Source organism: Brevibacterium sp. 1718 (assembly GCF_051131255.1).
In the GTDB taxonomy this organism is placed as follows: domain Bacteria; phylum Actinomycetota; class Actinomycetes; order Actinomycetales; family Brevibacteriaceae; genus Brevibacterium; species Brevibacterium sediminis.
This window is the reverse complement of sequence record NZ_CP186550.1, coordinates 2,122,787-2,138,942: the sequence shown is the minus strand read 5'-3', so window position 1 is coordinate 2,138,942 and position 16,156 is coordinate 2,122,787. Positions and strand designations below refer to the sequence as shown.

Below are 16,156 nucleotides of genomic sequence, written 5' to 3'. Positions count from 1 at the left end.
AAACATGACACACGATGACGCCAACATGACACACAGGCGGGTGCCAGCCGGCGAAGTCGATGACAGTAGACACATCACATCGCCTCAACCAGCGACACCGCCACCGCACTCATACAGGAGAGTCACCATGACCCAGGCATTCGAAACCCGACAGATCCATGCCGGACAGGTTCCCGATCCGACCACCGGTTCGCGCGCCCTGCCCATTCACCAGACCACCTCGTTCGTGTTCAACGACGTCGACCACGCCGCAGCGCGCTTTGCGCTGACCGACGTCGGCCCCGTCTACAGCCGCCTGACGAACCCGACGAACGAGGTCGTCGAGAACCGCATCGCCGATCTCGAAGGCGGCGTCCACGCCGTCCTCACCGCCTCGGGCCAGTCCGCGGCATTCCTCGCGATCACGAACGTCGCCGGAGCCGGTGACCACATCGTGGCCAGCTCCAGCCTCTACGGCGGAACCGTCAACCTCCTCGACGTCACCCTGCGCAAGCTCGGCATCGAGACCACCTTCGTCAATGTCGACGACCATGAGGCGTGGAAGAACGCGATCCAGGACAACACGAAGCTCCTCTTCGGCGAGGTCGTGTCGAACCCGCGCTCAGACATCCTCGACATCGAGGCGATCGCCGGAATCGCTCACGATGCCGGTGTGCCGCTGATCGTCGACAACACCCTCGCCAGCCCCTACCTCGTGCGTCCGATCGAACACGGTGCCGACGTCGTGCTCCACTCGGCCACGAAGTACCTCGGCGGCCACGGCAACTCCGTTGCCGGTGTCCTCGTCGACAGCGGCAACTTCGACTACGGAGCACAGCCGGAGAAGTTCCCCGGCTTCAATGAACCCGACGCTTCCTACAACGGACTCGTCTTCGCTCGCGACCTCGGCGCCGACGGAGCTTTCGGAGTGAACGTGTCCTTCGGACTCAAGGCTCGCGTGCAGGGCCTGCGCGACCTCGGACCCTCGCTCAGCCCGACGAACGCGTTCCTGCTGGCCCAGGGCATCGAGACCCTGAGCCTGCGCATCGAGCGCCACGTGGAGAACGCGAACAAGGTCGCCGCCTACCTCGAGGCTCACAGCCAGGTCGACCGCGTCGCCTACGCCGGACTCGAGTCGAGCCCCTGGAACGGACTGGCCAAGAAGTACCTGCCGAACGGCGTGGGTTCGGTGCTCGCCTTCGACATCGCCGGCGGATACGACGCTGCTGTGGCCTTCGTCGACGCCCTCGAACTGCACTCGCTGGTGGCGAACATCGGCGACGTCCGCTCGCTCGTCATCCACCCGGCCTCGACCACGCACGCTCAGCTCGACGAGGAAGCCCAGAAAGCGGCCGGAGTCAACCCGGCACTGGTCCGCCTGTCCGTGGGCATCGAAGGTGTCGACGACATCATCGGCGACCTCGACAAGGGCTTCGCGGCAGCTGCGGCGAAGGCGCAGACCGCGGCCTGAGATGACCACCCAGAGCACTTCCGTCGAACGGATCCTCGGCTTCGGTACGGACTCGGGACACACCTTCGGCACGGTCGAGATCGCCTATGAGACCTTCGGCGCCCTCAACGCCGACCGGTCCAATGCGATCCTCATCGAGCATGCTCTGACCGGCGACACCCGCGTCACCGAATGGTGGGCGGGTGTCGTCGGGCCCGGGGAAGCCGTCGACACCGACAAGTACTTCGTGGTGTGTGCGAACTCCCTCGGAGGCTGCTCGGGAACGACCGGGCCGCAGTCGTCCTATGATGACGGTCTGGCCTACGGCTCCCGATTCCCTCGGGTCTCGATCCGCGACATGGCACGCCTGGAGCACAATCTCGCCCAGATCCTCGGCATCGACTCCTGGGTCGCCGTCATCGGCGGATCCATGGGAGGTGCGCGAGCGCTCGAGTTCGCTCTGTTGGACAGCCGGAAGGTCCGCAAATGCGCGGTCATCGCCGCACCGGCCTTCTGCGAAGCCGACCAGATCGCCTGGGCGATGATGCAGGAACGCGCGATCGAACTCGACGCCGACTACTACTCCGGAGACTATTCGGCCGTCGGCAGCTTCCCCAGTCATGGTCTCGGACTGGCCCGGCAGATCGCGCACCTGACGTATCGCAACGATGCCGACCTCAATGAACGCTTCTCCCGCCGCCTGCGTTCGGAGGACTACTACGAGGTGACCTCGTACCTGGACCATCAGGCCAAGAAGCTCACCGCCCGGTTCGATCCGCACAGCTATATCGTGCTCACACGTGCCCTGCGCGACCACGATGTGCGCCGAGGTCGCTCCTCCGACCTCACGGTGGCACTGGCCGACGCCTGCGCCGACAACCTCGTGGTCTCCGTGTCCTCGGATCGGCTGTTCCCGCCGGAACAGGTGGGCATCCTCGCCGAGGCGCTGCCGGGGAGAGTGCGACACCACATCATCGACTCCCCGGTCGGCCACGACGGGTTCCTCACCGAGACGGAGAAGATCTCCGCGGTGCTCGCCGACTTCCTCGCCGACTGAGACCGTCGGGGCTGGCTGGCAGCGAGCACCGTCGCCAGCCGGCGACCCGAATCTCCCCAAGCACCAGAAGACCCCCGCAGACCGTTCGCTGCGGGGGTCTTCTGGTGTGCCCGGATCACGGGCCTGCGGTCACCGTGCGGCGGCCTTCGCCTTCTTCTTCGCGGCCTTGCGCAGCTGCTTCTCGTCGACCGGGAAGTCCTGACGAGCCCGCGCCCGACGGTAGTAGTCGGCGGCCTCTGCCTGACGCTCGGCTTCGACGCCGGAGGCGATGGTGGCCCGACGGTGGACATCCGAGTAGCCGAATGCTTCGACGAGGTCGAGGGCATTGGCGGCAAGCTTCTTGCACAGACGGTTCAGCGTCTCGTTGATCTGGCGTGCACGCGACATCGGCAGGCGACCGTACATGAGGTGCCAGGCCATGTGCTTCTCGATCAGTCCGAGACCGTAGGTGTCACGCAGACGACGGAAGGCCTTGGCCTGATCGGCGTCGGTCTGCTCCTTCATCTTCTCGTCCAGCGCCTTCCACTTCTCGAGCTCGACATAGGCGCGTGCCATCTCGATGAGCTCATGCTGGTGGACGTTGAACAGATCGGCCGCCTGCGCGGCCGGCATCTTCGTCGCAGGTCGCAGTGCCTGAGCGACTCCGGCGACCATGACCTCCAGTCGCGTTTCGAGCAGTGTCCGCTGCAGGCGTCCCGACCTGATCCGCTTGTCGCCGAGGTTCGGGGTCAGCGCATCCGAGATCGCCCGTCCGGCATTGGCCAGACCGGTGCGGTAGAGCGTATGTTCGGCGGCCTGGGTGCCGATGAAGCGGGCGGCTCCGCCGACGTCGAGGTTCGCGAATTCCTTGGCATAGTCGCCGAGGAGGCGCTTGGCCACGAGCTGCAGCAGCACCGTGTTGTCGCCTTCGAAGGTGACGTAGACGTCGAGGTCGGCGCGCAGCCCGACGAGGCGGTTCTCCGCCATGAATCCGGCACCGCCGCAGGCCTCACGGCATTCCTGGATGACGTCGAGCGCCATCCAGGTCGAGTCGGCCTTGAACGCAGCCGCCCGGGTCTCGAGCAGAGCCCGGTTCTCCTCGGAGTCATCGGCTCCGGCGAAGACCTCTTCGAAGGAGGTCAGCAGCTTCTCGTGCGCGAACGCCGAGGCGTAGACGGCGGCGAGGGCCGGCATGAGGCGACGCTGATGCTGGCCGTAGTCGAGCAGAGTCGTCTCGGCGAAGTCATCGCCGGCCGTGAACTGCTTGCGCTCGAGTCCGTAGCGCACGGCGATGTCGAGGGCGATCTTCGATGCGACCACTGAGGCGCCGTCGAGCGAAACACGACCCTGGACCAGGGTGCCGAGCATCGTGAAGAAGCGGCGTCCCGGCGATTCGATGGGGGAGGAGTACGTGCCGTCGGCGGTGACGTCTCCGTAGCGATTGAGCAGGTTGGTGCGTGGGATCCGCACGGAGTCGAAGGCGAGGCGACCATTGTCGACTCCCTTGAGCCCGCCCTTGTAGCCGTCGTCTTCGATCGAGACTCCCGGCATCGGCTCACCGGCCTCGTCGCGGACGGGCACGAAGAAGGCATGCACCCCGTGCTTGACACCTTTGGTGATGAGCTGAGCGAAGACGACGGCGGCCCGGGCATCGCGGGCGGCGTTGCCGATGTACTCCTTCGTTGCGGCCCGGAAAGGGGTCTCGATGACGAACTCTTCGGTCGCCTCATCGTAGGTGGCGGTGGTCGCCACGTTCGCCACATCGGAGCCGTGCCCGATCTCCGTCATCGCGAACGAACCCAGCAGACGGCCGGACTGAGCGTCGAGCAGCCACTTCTGATGCTGCTCCTTGTCTCCCAGATGGAGGATCGCTCCGCCGAAGAGTCCGAACTGGACGCCGGCTTTGATCTGCAGGCTCGGGTTGGCCGTGACGGTCTCTTCGAACCCGGCGACGTTCGTTGCGTGTTCGTTCTTTCCGCCCATCTCCGGTGACAGCCCGGTCATCGGCAGCCCGGTCTCGGCCATCATCATGACCCCGTCTAGGGTCTTCGCTCGTGCGGTGTCGAGATCATCGGCCGGATCGTCATGGGTCGACGGCTCTTCGGCCAGAGTCCGCCCGCGTCGGCGAGCTTCTGCCCAATGTCCGTCGAGGACGTCGTTGATGGCTTTCGGGTCAAGAGACAGCTTCATTGTTCTACTCCTCGTTGTTCGGGCAGGGTTGCCCAGAGCCAATGGGTGATGGTGGTGGCGAATTCCTCGGGCCGGTCCGGTCGGGACAGCCACGTCTCGGTGGCGGCGCGGACGAAACCGATCGCTCCGGCCGACCACAGCCGAGCCTGTTCGCCGCTCAGCCCGAGGCGTTCGGCCAGCTGCCCGGCAATGGAATTGAAGAAACCGCCGGTCTCCTCGGGCGCGAACCGGTTGACCGCGGTGTCGCAGAAGCGATACACGTTCGGAGAATTCGCGGCGAGCGTGACGAATGCGCGGATCATCGCGGCCAGGGACTCCTGCGCCGCGGCTGAGCCCTCGCCCTTCGCCGAGGCGGCCGCGGCCTCGTCGAGAGACCGGACGATGACGCCCATCGCCCATTCACCCATGGCCGCCTGCAGACCTGCCCGGTCGGTGAAGTATCGGTAGAGCACCGACTTCGACGTCCCGGTCGCGTCAGAGATCTGCTCCATCGACATATCGTCGCCGTACTCGTCGACGACGAGCCGCACGGAACGCAGAAGTTCGCGACGACGCTCATCGCGATGCTTCTGCCATCTCGTCGAGCGACCGTCTGTGATCGATTTCATGTAACCGACAGTATCAGGTACTGTCGGTATCGGCTAAATCAACCACTCGGAGGTGCACATGTCCGCTCCCAACAACCGCGCCGTCATCCTCGGCGGCAACCGAATTCCCTTCGCCCGCTCGAACAAGCAGTACTCGAAGGCCACGAACCTCGATATGCTCACCTCGGCCATCGACGGGCTCGTTGCCCGCTTCGGACTGGCCGGAGAGAACATCGGCGAGGTCGCCGGAGGTGCAGTCCTCAAGCATTCGAAGGACTTCAACCTCACCCGGGAAGCCGTGCTCGGCTCCGCCCTGGCACCGACGACCCCCGCCTTCGATCTCGGTCAGGCCTGCGCCACCGGCCTCGAAGCCGTGGTCAGCCTCAACAACAAGATCAATGCCGGGCAGATCGAATCCGGAATCGCCTCGGGCGTGGATTCGACGTCCGACGCTCCGATCGTCATCAACGATTCGATGCGCGAGATCCTCCTCGAGCTCACCCGTGCGAAGACGATGGTGCAGAAGGCGAAGATCGCCTCCCAGATCCGCCCCGCCTACCTCGCACCGCAGGCTCCGAGCACGGGCGAACCGCGCACGGGCTTGAGCATGGGCGAGCATCAGGCGATCACCACCGCCGCCTGGGGCATCAGCCGACAGGCCCAGGACGAACTGGCCGTGGCCTCCCACAAGAACCTCGCCGCGGCATGGGAATCCGGCTTCTTCGATGACCTCACCACCCCGTACCTCGGGGTCAGCCGCGATACGAACATGCGTGCCGACTCGACCGTGGAATCCCTGGCGAAGCTCAACCCCGTCTTCGGCAGGAAGCTCGCCACCGAGGCGACCATGACCGCCGGCAACTCGACTCCGCTGACCGACGGCGCCTCCTCGGTGCTGTTGGGCAGTGAGGATTGGGCAGACGAGCACGGCTTCACCCCGTTGGCGCGCCTCGTCGATGCCGAAGCCGCCGCCGTCGATTTCGTCGACGGCGACGAAGGTCTGCTCATGGCCCCTGCCTACGCAGTTCCGCGGCTGCTGGCCCGCAACGGGCTGACCTTCGATGACTTCGATGTCTTCGAGATCCACGAGGCATTCGCCTCCACCGTGCTCTCGCACCTGGCCGCCTGGGAATCCGAAGAGTTCTGCAAGGATAAGGTCGGTCTCGATGCGGCGCTGGGCACCATCGACCGCGACAAGCTCAACCCGCTGGGCTCGAGCTTGGCCGCCGGCCACCCCTTCGCCGCCACCGGCGGACGCATCATCGCCAGCACCGCCAAGCACCTGAAGACCACCGGCAAGAAGCGCTCCCTGGTCTCGATCTGCGCTGCAGGCGGACAGGGACTCACTGCGATTGTGGAGGCAGCATGAAAGACACCTATCTCTCCCTCGTCAACGGACCGCTGAAGCAGGTGGCCAAAACCCTCGGTCTGCCGCAGCCGGTCGAACTCAATCGCTTCGGCTCCACCCCGGCGTCCTATGAGAACAAGCCGGTCCTCGTCCTCGGCACCGGTCCCGGGGCCCAGGGGCTGGCCGATCAGCTGCTGGAGAACGGACTTGAGGTCCGCCGCAACGCACAGACCGGTGAGAAGCTGCGGGCCGTCATCGCCGTCCTCGACGATGCGCAGTCCCCGGCTGACCTGTCACCGGTCGTGCTCGAAATCGGCGCCGCCCTGCGTTCGCTTGCCACCTGCGGTCGAGTGATCACAATCTCGACGGCACCGGATGCGCAGAACCAGACACCGGAGCAGGCCGCCACCGCCCAGGGCATCACCGGCTTCACCCGGTCCGTCGCCCACGAGATGCGCGCCGGCTCGACCGCCAACGGAATCTTGCTCGACGGCGTCGACCTCACCGCACCCTCGGTGAATGCGGCCCTGTGGTTCCTGCTCTCGGGCAAGTCCGCTTATGTCTCCGGCCAGTTCCTCACGGTGTCTTCGGACGCCGGTCAGCGGCTGAGCCTGGACGAATTCATGTCCACCGGTGACGCCGGCCCGCTGGCCGGTCGCACTGCCGTGGTCACCGGTGCCGCACGTGGAATCGGAGCCGCGATCGCCGAGAACCTCGCCCGCGACGGCGCCTACGTCATCGGCGTGGACATGCCGCAGGCAGGGCAGGCGCTGGCGCAGGTGATGAACCGGATCGGCGGCAAGTCGCTGCAGCTCGACATCACCGCAGCCGATGCCCCGGACAAGATCGCCGAGGCGCTCGGGGCACCCGTGGACATCCTCGTCCACAACGCCGGCATCACCCGCGACAAGATGCTGGCGAACATGGACGCGGCCAAATGGGATTCTGTCATCGCCGTCAACATCGCCGCGCAGACGATGATCAATGCGCGCCTGGCGGAGAAAGGACTCTTCGCCGACGGCGCCCAGGTCGTCTCCCTGGCCTCGACCTCGGGAATCGCGGGCAACCGCGGCCAGACGAACTATGCGACCTCGAAGGCCGGCGTCATCGGACTCACGGCCGCCTCGGCGGAGGACTTCGCCGCCCGCGGGGGAGCGATCAACGCGGTGGCACCCGGCTTCATCGAAACGGATATGACCGCGAAGATGCCGACTCTCACACGCCAGGTCGCGCGCCGGCTCTCGAGCCTGCAGCAGGGCGGGCAGCCGGTCGATGTGGCCGAAGCGATCGGCTTCCTCGCATCCAGCGGTGCCCGCGGCATCAACGGACAGACGCTGCGTGTCTGCGGTCAGAACATGGTGGGTGCATGATGGCGGATTCGATGCTTCCCATCTATGCCCGTGCCCTGCTCAAGACCCTGCCGGTGGGCCCGCGCACCGGTCCGGAGCTGCCGGACCATGCGATCGATCGCAGCATTCCGCTCGAACCGGTCGCCTATGCGGGCTTCGCCCACGTCGTCGGTCACGGTCTGGACGATATCGTCCACCCCGGCTACCTGCACATCCTCGGCTTCCCGCTGAGCATGCAGCTGCTGGCCGACCCCGAAGTGCCGCTGCCGATGATGGGGATGGTCCACATCCACAATCGCGTCGATATGCATTCGCAGGCCCGCCTCGGCGAGGTTGTGGACTTCCACCTCGAGCTCGCCGGTCCCTTCGAGCACACGAAGGGCACCACGATCGAGGTTCGGCTCGAGGCGAAGGTCGACGGTCGTCCCGTGATGGACGAGGTCTCGACGTACTTGGCCAAGGGGCGGAAGCTCTCCGGAGCCAAGCCGAAGGCACAGGTGCCGCACCTCGAGTTCACGGCGCCGCAGCCCAGTGCCCTGTGGCGTCTGGATCCGATCATCGGTCAGCGCTATGCGAAGGTCTCCGGTGACTACAATCCGATCCACCTCAACGGTCTGGCCGCGAAGGGATTCGGATTCCCACGGCAGATCGCCCATGGGATGTACAGCGCCTCCCGGGCGTTCTCGGCAATGGATCCGCGGCTCGAGTCCTACCGCTGGGATGTGTCCTTCGCGAAGCCGATCCTGCTGCCCGGCACGGTCGGCTATGCGCTGACCTCCGGGCGTCGTCACGAGGCTGCGGAGTCGGCCGTCTTCGACCTGAAGAACGGCAAACCGCACGTCCTCTCGCGGGTGGCACACCTCGAATGATGGCGTGATAAGTGCAGTGCGTCACAAAAGCCGATTTCGATTTTGCGACACCGTTTCGCGCATGTAGAGTTATCTCTGTTGCCAGCGCGAGTGGCGGAATTGGTAGACGCGCTAGCTTGAGGTGCTAGTGCCCAACTTATCGGGCGTGGGGGTTCAAGTCCCCCTTCGCGCACAACGAGGAGATGGCCTCCGGATTTCGATCCGGAGGCCATTTTCGTATTCGGCAGTCGGAGACGTCTGCGGCATCGGGGCTTCTGCGGGTTCAATGATCATCCGCCCCGTTCCCGATCACCACGGATGAATTTCTGACCCGCTGATTCACGCCCGATCGTCTGTGAGCCGGGCTCGCGGGTGGGATACGGTGGTGACTGTCAGGCCGATCACAGCACTGCCGCGTGATCGAACCACCATCGAGGGGAGTCCCGTGTTTGATTTCAGCACCGCAGAGGACGAAGTCACCGAACTGTGCCGTCAGCTCATCCGCATCGACACACAGAACTGGGGCGGGAACAAAGCCAACCCGGAGCTGCCGGCCGCCGAACTCATCGCGTCCTGGCTCTCCGAGGTTGACCTGAAGTCCGAAATCGTCGAATCCTCCCCGGGCCGGGCCAATCTCGTCGCTCGTGTGAAAGGCTCCGATCCGGAGGCTCCGGCACTCGTCGTCCACGGCCACACCGACGTCGTTCCGGCGGCCGCGGAGGACTGGAGCGTCGACCCCTTCGAAGGAGTCGTCAAAGACGGTCTGCTGTGGGGCCGCGGAGCGGTGGACATGAAGAACATGGACGCGATGATCGTCGCGTCCGTCCGCGCCATGCTCCGCCAGGGACTCACTCCGCGTCGGGACCTCGTGATCGCGTTCTTCGCCGACGAGGAGGCCGGAGGAAACTACGGTGCCCGCCATATGGTGCGCAACCGTCCCGAGCTGTTCTCCGGGGCCACCGAGGCGATCTCGGAGGTCGGCGGCTACTCCGTCGACGTCCGCGGCCAGCGGATCTACCTCATCCAGACGGCAGAGAAGGGGCTGGCCTGGCTCAACCTCGTCGCTCACGGTACCGCCGGACACGGATCTCAGCGAAACGACGACAACCCCGTCACGCGGCTCGCCGCCGCGATCACCCGGATCGGCAACCACCCGTGGCCCCAGGAGATCCCCCTGGCCACACGGAAACTGCTCGAAGGCGTCTCGGAGCTCACGGGAATCGAGTTCACGGCAGAGACGATTCCGCAGCTGCTCGCCGAGCTGGGTTCGGTCGAGAAGTTCGTGGCACCGACCCTGCAGAACACCTCCAACCCGTCGTTCCTCGAAGCCGGATACAAACACAACGTCATTCCCGGCACCGCGACCGCCTACGTCGACTGTCGCACTCTGCCGGGACAGCACGAGGACGTCATGCTCAAGATCAAGGAACTCGCAGGGGAGGGGATCGACATCACCGCCGAAGATGAAGGCGAGGCGCTCGAGTCACCGTTCGACACTCCGCTGGTCGCGCAGATGCAGAAGAGCCTGCTCGCCGACGACCCGAGCGCGAACGTCCTGCCCTATACGCTCTCCGGAGGCACAGACAACAAGTCGATGGCCGAGCTCGGCATCACCGGCTACGGCTTCGCTCCGCTCCAGCTGACCGGCGACCTCGACTTCCCGGCCATGTTCCACGGCGTTGACGAGAGAGTGCCGATCTCGGCGCTCAAGTTCGGGACGCGGGTCCTCGGCGACTTCCTGATGAAGGCCTGACCGGTGATCTGGGCCCGACCGCTGATGATGAGGGTCTGACCGGCACCGGCAGAAGCGTCACGACGATACCGATGAGCACTCCGATGGCGCTGAGCACCGTGGTCAGCGTGACATCGGAGCCGGGAATCGGCAGCAGCACATCGAGGGCCAATGCCCCGACGAGATTGCCGAAGAGCGCGAACAGGCTGAGCAGCAGCACACCCAGCCTGGCTACGGTGACCGTCGTCAGGGCGATGAAGACCACCCCGAAGGCCCCGCCGAGGAGGATCCACCACTGATCCGGCGCGGTCGGGAGTCCGCGCCAGGGATGTCCGGTCATGAGCAGGACGAATGTGCCGACGACGAGTGCTGCGAAGCCGACCGTGAAGTTCACCGTCGTCGCGACCACCGCCGAATCGGTGGCAGCCCGGATATGGCCGTTGAACGCCTGCTGCACACTCGTCAGTGCCCCGGAGACGAGCGGGAGCAGGGGAGTCCACAGCGGAATCCCCGACTGCAGCCGGTCAGCGGCGGCGAAGGCCAGGGAAGCGAGGACGATGACCACGCCGAGGATGCGCAGGACGCTCAGACGCTGACGGCCGCCCGGCGGCAGCTCGGTGGCATCGACGATGAGCCCACCGGTGACCTGGCCGGAGACGAACGCCATCGTGAACATGGCCACGCCGATCCGCGGAATGGTCGTGGCCTGTGCGATGACGACGAGGCAGCCGCTCAAGCCCCCGAGGAGCATCCACCAGGGCAGCGTACGATCCCGCAGCAGCGCGATGAGACGTCGGCCGGCAGCACGGGATCGGGCCGAGACTGCCAAGGCGATGCCGACACAGAGGATGCCGACGAAGAACGAGACGAGCGCGGCGAAGACGGCGTGTCCGAGCACCTGCCCGAGCAGACCGTTCGCTCGTCCCTGCAGGGACATCGCCGCTCCCGCAGTGATCGTGACGAAGCCGGCAGTGAGAACAGGAACGAGGGAAGGCGATCTCACACCATCAGCTGCTCATCGTCAACGGCATGATCTTCCGGCGCAGCCACACGGTGCGGACTCCGCCGACGGAGATGCGGGTGCGGGCGAGCTCCCATTGGCCGTATTCCGCCTGGTCGTTGAGTTCCTGCAGGCTGACCGACCGCGGCACATCACGAGAGAACGAGACCTTGCGGAACTCGTATGCCATACGTGGACGCTGACGTTTCATAGACTCACCCTAGACGATCTGGGCTAATCTTGAGGGTATGCCCGTCATCGTTCTGCTGCGGCACGGCCTCTCCAGCGCCAACGTCTCCGGAATCCTGGCCGGACGCGCGCCCGGCGTGTCCCTCACCGATGAGGGAATCCGGGCGCTGCGGGCCAATCTCGAACTGCTGCCGCACCGACACTTCACCCAGCTGCTGCATTCGCCCCTGCAGCGCTGCGAACAGACCGCATCGATCGTGGCCGAAACAGCTGACTTCGATGGCATCGACGTCGACGAGGCCGTCATCGAGCTCGACTACGGCGAATGGACGGGCCGGCCACTCAAGGAACTGGGCAAGGAGCCTCTGTGGGCGACCGTAGTGAAGTCGGCGTCGCAGGCCAGGTTCCCCGGAGGGGAATCCATCACCGAGGCGGCCGAACGTTCCACAGCCCGCGTCCGTGATCTCGTGGCCCAGCTGCGTGAGGACGAACGTGCCGACGCGGAATCCCGGCCCGATGCAGTGCCCACGGACGGTACCGAGAAATCGGCGCCGCCTCGGTGGGCGATGATCGTCTCCCATGGAGACATCATCAAGGCGATCATCGCCGACGCCCTGGGGATGCCGCTGGACGATTTCCAACGGCTGAGCGTCGCTCCCGGATCGTTCACGGTCATCGACTTCTCCGGTGACAGGCCGGTGCTCGCGGCGATGTCGGTGACCGCCGCCGGACTCGCCCAATCGGCCGCCGTCGGCGGCGGCGGAACGCGCTGATCCCGGCACTCAGGAGCGAATGCCGGGATCAGATGGTGCTGGAGTGTCGGACGACAGCCCGAAATGAAACGCGCGGGCTCAGACTGCTGCGAGGACTCCGGTGCCGAGCAGGATGTAGAGGACGATGCCCAGGGCCACGCGGTACCAGACGAAGATGGCGAAGGACTTCGTCTCCACGTACTTGAGGAACCAGTGGATGACGACGAGACCGAGAGCGAACGAAATCACTGTGGCGAGGATCGTCGGTCCCCAGCCGAGAACCATGGCTTCACTGCGACCGAGCGTCTGCGCCACACCGTAGAGACCGGAACCGACGACGGCGGGAATGGCGAGCAGGAACGAGTAGCGAGCCGCCGCTGGACGATCGAAGCCCATGAAACGGCCGGCCATGATCGTGCCGCCCGAGCGTGACACGCCGGGAATGACGGCGAGGGCCTGGGCGAAGCCGAACAGAATGCCCTGACCCCAGTTCATGTCCTCGAGGGTGCGTTCGCGTTTCCCGGCCCAGTCGGCGACGCCGATGATGAGACCGAAGACGATGAGCATCGTCGCGGTGATCCACAGGCTGCGCAGAGCACCCTCGATGTAGTCCTGGAAGAGCAGGCCGATGATGACGATGGGGATCGAGCCGACGATGATGAGCCAACCGAGGCGCACCTCGGGGTCCTTGCGATCATGCTTGCCGACGAGTGCCTTGCACCATTTCGAGATGATTGTGACGATATCGCGCCAGAAATAGACGACGACGGCCGCCTCGGTGCCGATCTGGATGATGGCGGTGAAGAACGCGCCCGGATCCGAACCGGGCAGCATGAGTTCGCCGACGATGCGCACATGCGCCGAGGAGGAGATCGGGAGGAACTCGGTGAGTGCCTGCACGATTCCGAGCACGGCAGCGACCAGCCAGTCGTACATACGACTCCTTGAGAATATGAGGTGGGAACGAAACCACGGTAGTCGCAGCATCGGGTAACCTCAAGAAGCATGAAGCACCAACGCCTCGGCACTACCGGTCTGGACGTCAGCGATGTGGGTCTCGGGACCTTCGAGTGGGGGCACCGGGTCGATGACCAGGTCGCCCAGCGCCTCGTCGATGGGTATAAAGACGCAGGTGGCAACCTCATCGAGCTGCCCAGCTCGGCTACGATCTCCGCCGAGGTGCTCGGACGGCTGAGACTTCCCGAAGAGATTCTGCTGCTGGCCCGGGTGGGCGTGTCCATCAGTGAACCCGGCCACATCGAGGCCGGACTCGGGCGCTCCAGAATCCTCAGCCAAGTCGATTCCCTGCTGCGCACAGTCGGTCGCGACCACCTCGACGTGCTCGTCCTCGACGTCTTCGATGCCGAGGTCGACCGTGCCGAGACCGCATCGGCGGTCGAGACCCTGCTCACTCTCGGGAAGATCCGCTACGTGGGCGTGTCCCACCACACCGGTTGGCAGCTGGCGGAGATGCGCGGGGCCGGGATTCCGGTCGCGTGTGCCGTCGCAGAATACTCGCTGCTCAACCGCGAGGCCGAGGCGGAGCTCGTTCCGGCCGCCGACTATGCGGGAGTCTCAATCATCGCCGGAGCAGGACTGGGTCGCGGAGTGCTCACTGACAAGTACCGGAACGCGACTCCCCAGGATTCGCGGTTGGCGGGGGAGCTGAGCGATTACGCCGGTGCCTATCTCGATGAGCGGTCGAACCGTGTGCTTGCCGGCGTCCGTCGTGCCGCGACCGCTCTGGGTGTGTCGACATTGGACATCGCCCTGGCTTTCAACCGGCAGCACGGTATCGCGAGCACTCTGGTCTCGCCGCGCACTTCGGCACAGTTGGCCGAGGTCACCGCCAGCGAGGTCGAACTGGCGGATGAGATCGCCGAAGTGCTCGACCAGATCTCCTGGGGTCCGTCGGACTAGAGCGGCAGGTCCGACGCTCAGTCAGGCCCTCAGTCGTCCTCGTCGTCATCGTCGAGGAGGAACTCGTCATCGTCCTTGGCATCCTCGACGTCATCGAAGAGTTCGAATGGAGTGACTTCGTCGAACGCGGTGTAGATCGCGTCTTCGTAGATTTCGAAGGCATCGGCCAAAGCCATATAAGCGGCTTCGACTCGGGGGTCTTGGTCACCATTGCGGTGCGCGGATGCAGCGTAGTGCTCTCTCACTGCTTCGAGGAATGCGTCCAGGGCCTCACGAGGATCAGTGCTCATGACTCAAATGTATCCCAGGCCGGACCGTCATGTAAGTCTTTGAACTAGGCTGAAGACATGGCAGCTCTGTACGACCACCCCACACCCGATCGTTTCGTCGTCGGCACAATCGGACTCCCCGGTGAGAGGACGTTCCTCCTCCAGGCGAAGTCCGGCAACGCTCTGACGACCGTGGTCGTCGAGAAGGAGCAGGTCGAAATCCTCTCCGACCGGATCACCGAACTGCTCGATATGGTGATGATCAAGGATCCGGCCGCGCGGGTGCCGCAGACGGCGCTCGACGATCTCATCGACAACGCCGGTCTCAACGTCCCCATCGAACCGGAGTTCCGCGTCGGCACGATGAGCCTGGGGTGGGACACTGTCAAGCACGAACTCGTCATCGAATGCTTCGAACTCACCGAGGCGGATGCCCAGGCCGGAACCTCTGCCGACCCCGATGACGACGAGGTCGAACGCGAAGTCCTGCGGATCGTCCTCGACGCAGCCGCCGCGCGAGAATTCGCCCGCCGCGGAGAACAGGTCGTCAGCGCCGGACGCGGAGACTGCCCGTTCTGCTCCCTCCCGCTCGAACCCGACGGCCATCTGTGCCCCCGTGCCAACGGGATCCCGCGCGCCTGATCAGTGATGGACCACGGGATTCTCCTCGACGCGCTGGCTGCGGGGGAGTGGACGGAGATGGGATCGATCCCTCGAGCCAGCAATGACACCCGACTGCTCGTGCTCGAACACGAAGGCCGGGCGATCAAGGCCGTCTACAAGCCCATCTCGGGGGAGCGGCCCCTGCACGATTTCACGGCACAGACATTGGCTCTGCGCGAGGTGGCGGCGTATCGACTCTCTGCCGCACTCGACCTGGGGGTCGTTCCGCCGACGGTTCTGCGCGATGATCTGCCCGCCGGCCGCGGATCCCTGCAGGCCTATGTCGAAGCCTCCGACGATGACGAAGCTGTGACGCTGTCGACGGTCAACGCGATCCCTGTCGATCACACTCCGATCTTCGCTCTGCGCACCGAGGACGGACGTGACCTCGTGCTCTCGCACTCCGTCGACGAGAGCCTGCGTTCCATTGCCTTCTTCGACCTGCTCGCCAACAACGCCGACCGCAAAGCAGGTCATGTCATCACCGGCAGCTGTCTGCCGAGCACCGCCGCGGCCGACATCGGCGTCTTCGGCATCGACAACGGACTGACCTTCCACAATGAGGAGAAGCTGCGCACCGTTCTGTGGGGTTTCTCTCGCACCTCGTTCTGCGCCGAAGAGATCGATGCGCTTCAGGAAGTCGCCACCATGGACGAGAGGCTGCGGACGCAGCTGAGCGACTGCCTGTCGGCAGACGAGATCGAGGCTCTGAAGGGCCGGGCCGATCGGCTTCTCGCCGCCGAGTTCTTCCCAGACGCACCGGACGATCGCACCGTCATTCCCTGGCCGCCGATATGAAACCGGCATCACTTTGCTTCGGAAGTGCCGAACGCCAGCCTCTCGG

General features: G+C 65.2%; 16 protein-coding genes and 1 tRNA gene. 11 read left to right on the top strand and 6 right to left on the bottom strand.

The annotated features are described in order from the left end of the window. The first annotated feature begins 127 nt into the window (after positions 1 to 127). Both ACOZ9V_RS09645 and metX read left to right on the top strand, forming a co-directional pair. Positions 128 to 1,450, top strand: coding sequence for an O-acetylhomoserine aminocarboxypropyltransferase/cysteine synthase family protein (locus ACOZ9V_RS09645; RefSeq protein WP_139467255.1), 1,323 nt, complete (start codon positions 128 to 130; stop codon positions 1,448 to 1,450). A 1-nt stretch (position 1,451) separates the two neighbouring features. Then, positions 1,452 to 2,486, top strand: a complete 1,035-nt coding sequence (gene metX / locus ACOZ9V_RS09640; RefSeq protein ID WP_434589510.1) for a homoserine O-acetyltransferase MetX — start codon at positions 1,452 to 1,454, stop codon at positions 2,484 to 2,486. Positions 2,487 to 2,615: 129 nt separating this feature from the next. Here the strand turns inward: metX and ACOZ9V_RS09635 are convergent, their stop codons facing one another. Next, the gene (locus tag ACOZ9V_RS09635; RefSeq protein WP_172169554.1) at positions 2,616 to 4,655 is read right to left on the bottom strand and encodes an acyl-CoA dehydrogenase family protein; all 2,040 of its coding nucleotides are present in this window, start codon (positions 4,653 to 4,655) and stop codon (positions 2,616 to 2,618) included. Further along, positions 4,652 to 5,263 carry a TetR/AcrR family transcriptional regulator gene (locus ACOZ9V_RS09630; protein ID WP_139467252.1) on the bottom strand — a complete coding sequence of 204 codons (612 nt, stop codon included), beginning with the start codon at positions 5,261 to 5,263 and terminating at the stop codon, positions 4,652 to 4,654. The genes ACOZ9V_RS09635 and ACOZ9V_RS09630 overlap by 4 nt, the downstream gene beginning before the upstream one ends. A 58-nt stretch (positions 5,264 to 5,321) precedes the next feature. On the opposite strand from ACOZ9V_RS09630, the gene ACOZ9V_RS09625 reads away from it, so the two are divergent. The 5 genes from ACOZ9V_RS09625 to ACOZ9V_RS09605 all read left to right on the top strand — a co-directional run bounded on the left by ACOZ9V_RS09625 (position 5,322) and on the right by ACOZ9V_RS09605 (position 10,540). Next, positions 5,322 to 6,611 carry an acetyl-CoA C-acetyltransferase gene (locus ACOZ9V_RS09625; RefSeq protein ID WP_139467251.1) on the top strand — a complete coding sequence of 430 codons (1,290 nt, stop codon included), beginning with the start codon at positions 5,322 to 5,324 and terminating at the stop codon, positions 6,609 to 6,611. After that, a complete protein-coding gene (locus ACOZ9V_RS09620) occupies positions 6,608 to 7,960 on the top strand; it encodes a 3-oxoacyl-ACP reductase (protein ID WP_139467250.1) in 1,353 nt (450 codons plus the stop codon). Before ACOZ9V_RS09625 ends, ACOZ9V_RS09620 begins: the two co-directional genes overlap by 4 nt. Beyond that, positions 7,957 to 8,808 (top strand): MaoC family dehydratase, encoded by an 852-nt coding sequence (locus ACOZ9V_RS09615; protein ID WP_139467249.1) that lies wholly within the window; start codon positions 7,957 to 7,959, stop codon positions 8,806 to 8,808. Before ACOZ9V_RS09620 ends, ACOZ9V_RS09615 begins: the two co-directional genes overlap by 4 nt. An 84-nt stretch (positions 8,809 to 8,892) precedes the next feature. Beyond that, positions 8,893 to 8,980, top strand: a tRNA-Leu gene (locus ACOZ9V_RS09610). 252 nt (positions 8,981 to 9,232) lie between these two features. After that, positions 9,233 to 10,540: a M20/M25/M40 family metallo-hydrolase gene (locus tag ACOZ9V_RS09605; RefSeq protein WP_139467248.1), complete on the top strand. Its 1,308-nt coding sequence runs from the start codon at positions 9,233 to 9,235 to the stop codon at positions 10,538 to 10,540. On the opposite strand, the gene ACOZ9V_RS09600 is transcribed toward ACOZ9V_RS09605, so the two are convergent. After that, on the bottom strand, positions 10,494 to 11,522 hold the full coding sequence (locus ACOZ9V_RS09600; RefSeq protein WP_434589503.1) for a DMT family transporter: 1,029 nt from the start codon (positions 11,520 to 11,522) through the stop codon (positions 10,494 to 10,496). The two genes, ACOZ9V_RS09605 and ACOZ9V_RS09600, sit on opposite strands and share 47 nt — an antisense overlap. A gap of 4 nt (positions 11,523 to 11,526) precedes the next feature. Next, positions 11,527 to 11,709, bottom strand: a complete 183-nt coding sequence (locus ACOZ9V_RS09595; protein ID WP_434589500.1) for a DUF5703 family protein — start codon at positions 11,707 to 11,709, stop codon at positions 11,527 to 11,529. Positions 11,710 to 11,767: 58 nt separating this feature from the next. On the opposite strand from ACOZ9V_RS09595, the gene ACOZ9V_RS09590 reads away from it, so the two are divergent. After that, positions 11,768 to 12,481, top strand: coding sequence for a histidine phosphatase family protein (locus tag ACOZ9V_RS09590; RefSeq protein WP_434589497.1), 714 nt, complete (start codon positions 11,768 to 11,770; stop codon positions 12,479 to 12,481). Positions 12,482 to 12,559: 78 nt separating this feature from the next. Here ACOZ9V_RS09590 and ACOZ9V_RS09585 read toward each other — a convergent pair whose 3' ends face one another. Further along, positions 12,560 to 13,396, bottom strand: a complete 837-nt coding sequence (locus ACOZ9V_RS09585; RefSeq protein ID WP_376905674.1) for an undecaprenyl-diphosphate phosphatase — start codon at positions 13,394 to 13,396, stop codon at positions 12,560 to 12,562. Between the two features lie 69 nt (positions 13,397 to 13,465). On the opposite strand from ACOZ9V_RS09585, the gene ACOZ9V_RS09580 reads away from it, so the two are divergent. After that, complete coding sequence (locus ACOZ9V_RS09580) at positions 13,466 to 14,380, top strand: aldo/keto reductase (RefSeq protein ID WP_434589494.1); 915 nt, start codon at positions 13,466 to 13,468, stop codon at positions 14,378 to 14,380. 29 nt (positions 14,381 to 14,409) lie between these two features. Here ACOZ9V_RS09580 and ACOZ9V_RS09575 read toward each other — a convergent pair whose 3' ends face one another. Continuing rightward, complete coding sequence (locus tag ACOZ9V_RS09575; protein ID WP_025778383.1) at positions 14,410 to 14,670, bottom strand: hypothetical protein; 261 nt, start codon at positions 14,668 to 14,670, stop codon at positions 14,410 to 14,412. A gap of 57 nt (positions 14,671 to 14,727) precedes the next feature. On the opposite strand from ACOZ9V_RS09575, the gene ACOZ9V_RS09570 reads away from it, so the two are divergent. Beyond that, a complete protein-coding gene (locus tag ACOZ9V_RS09570) occupies positions 14,728 to 15,291 on the top strand; it encodes a DUF3090 family protein (protein WP_115614059.1) in 564 nt (187 codons plus the stop codon). Between the two features lie 6 nt (positions 15,292 to 15,297). Beyond that, positions 15,298 to 16,110 (top strand): SCO1664 family protein, encoded by an 813-nt coding sequence (locus tag ACOZ9V_RS09565; RefSeq protein WP_434589490.1) that lies wholly within the window; start codon positions 15,298 to 15,300, stop codon positions 16,108 to 16,110. Positions 16,111 to 16,156 lie beyond the last annotated feature (46 nt).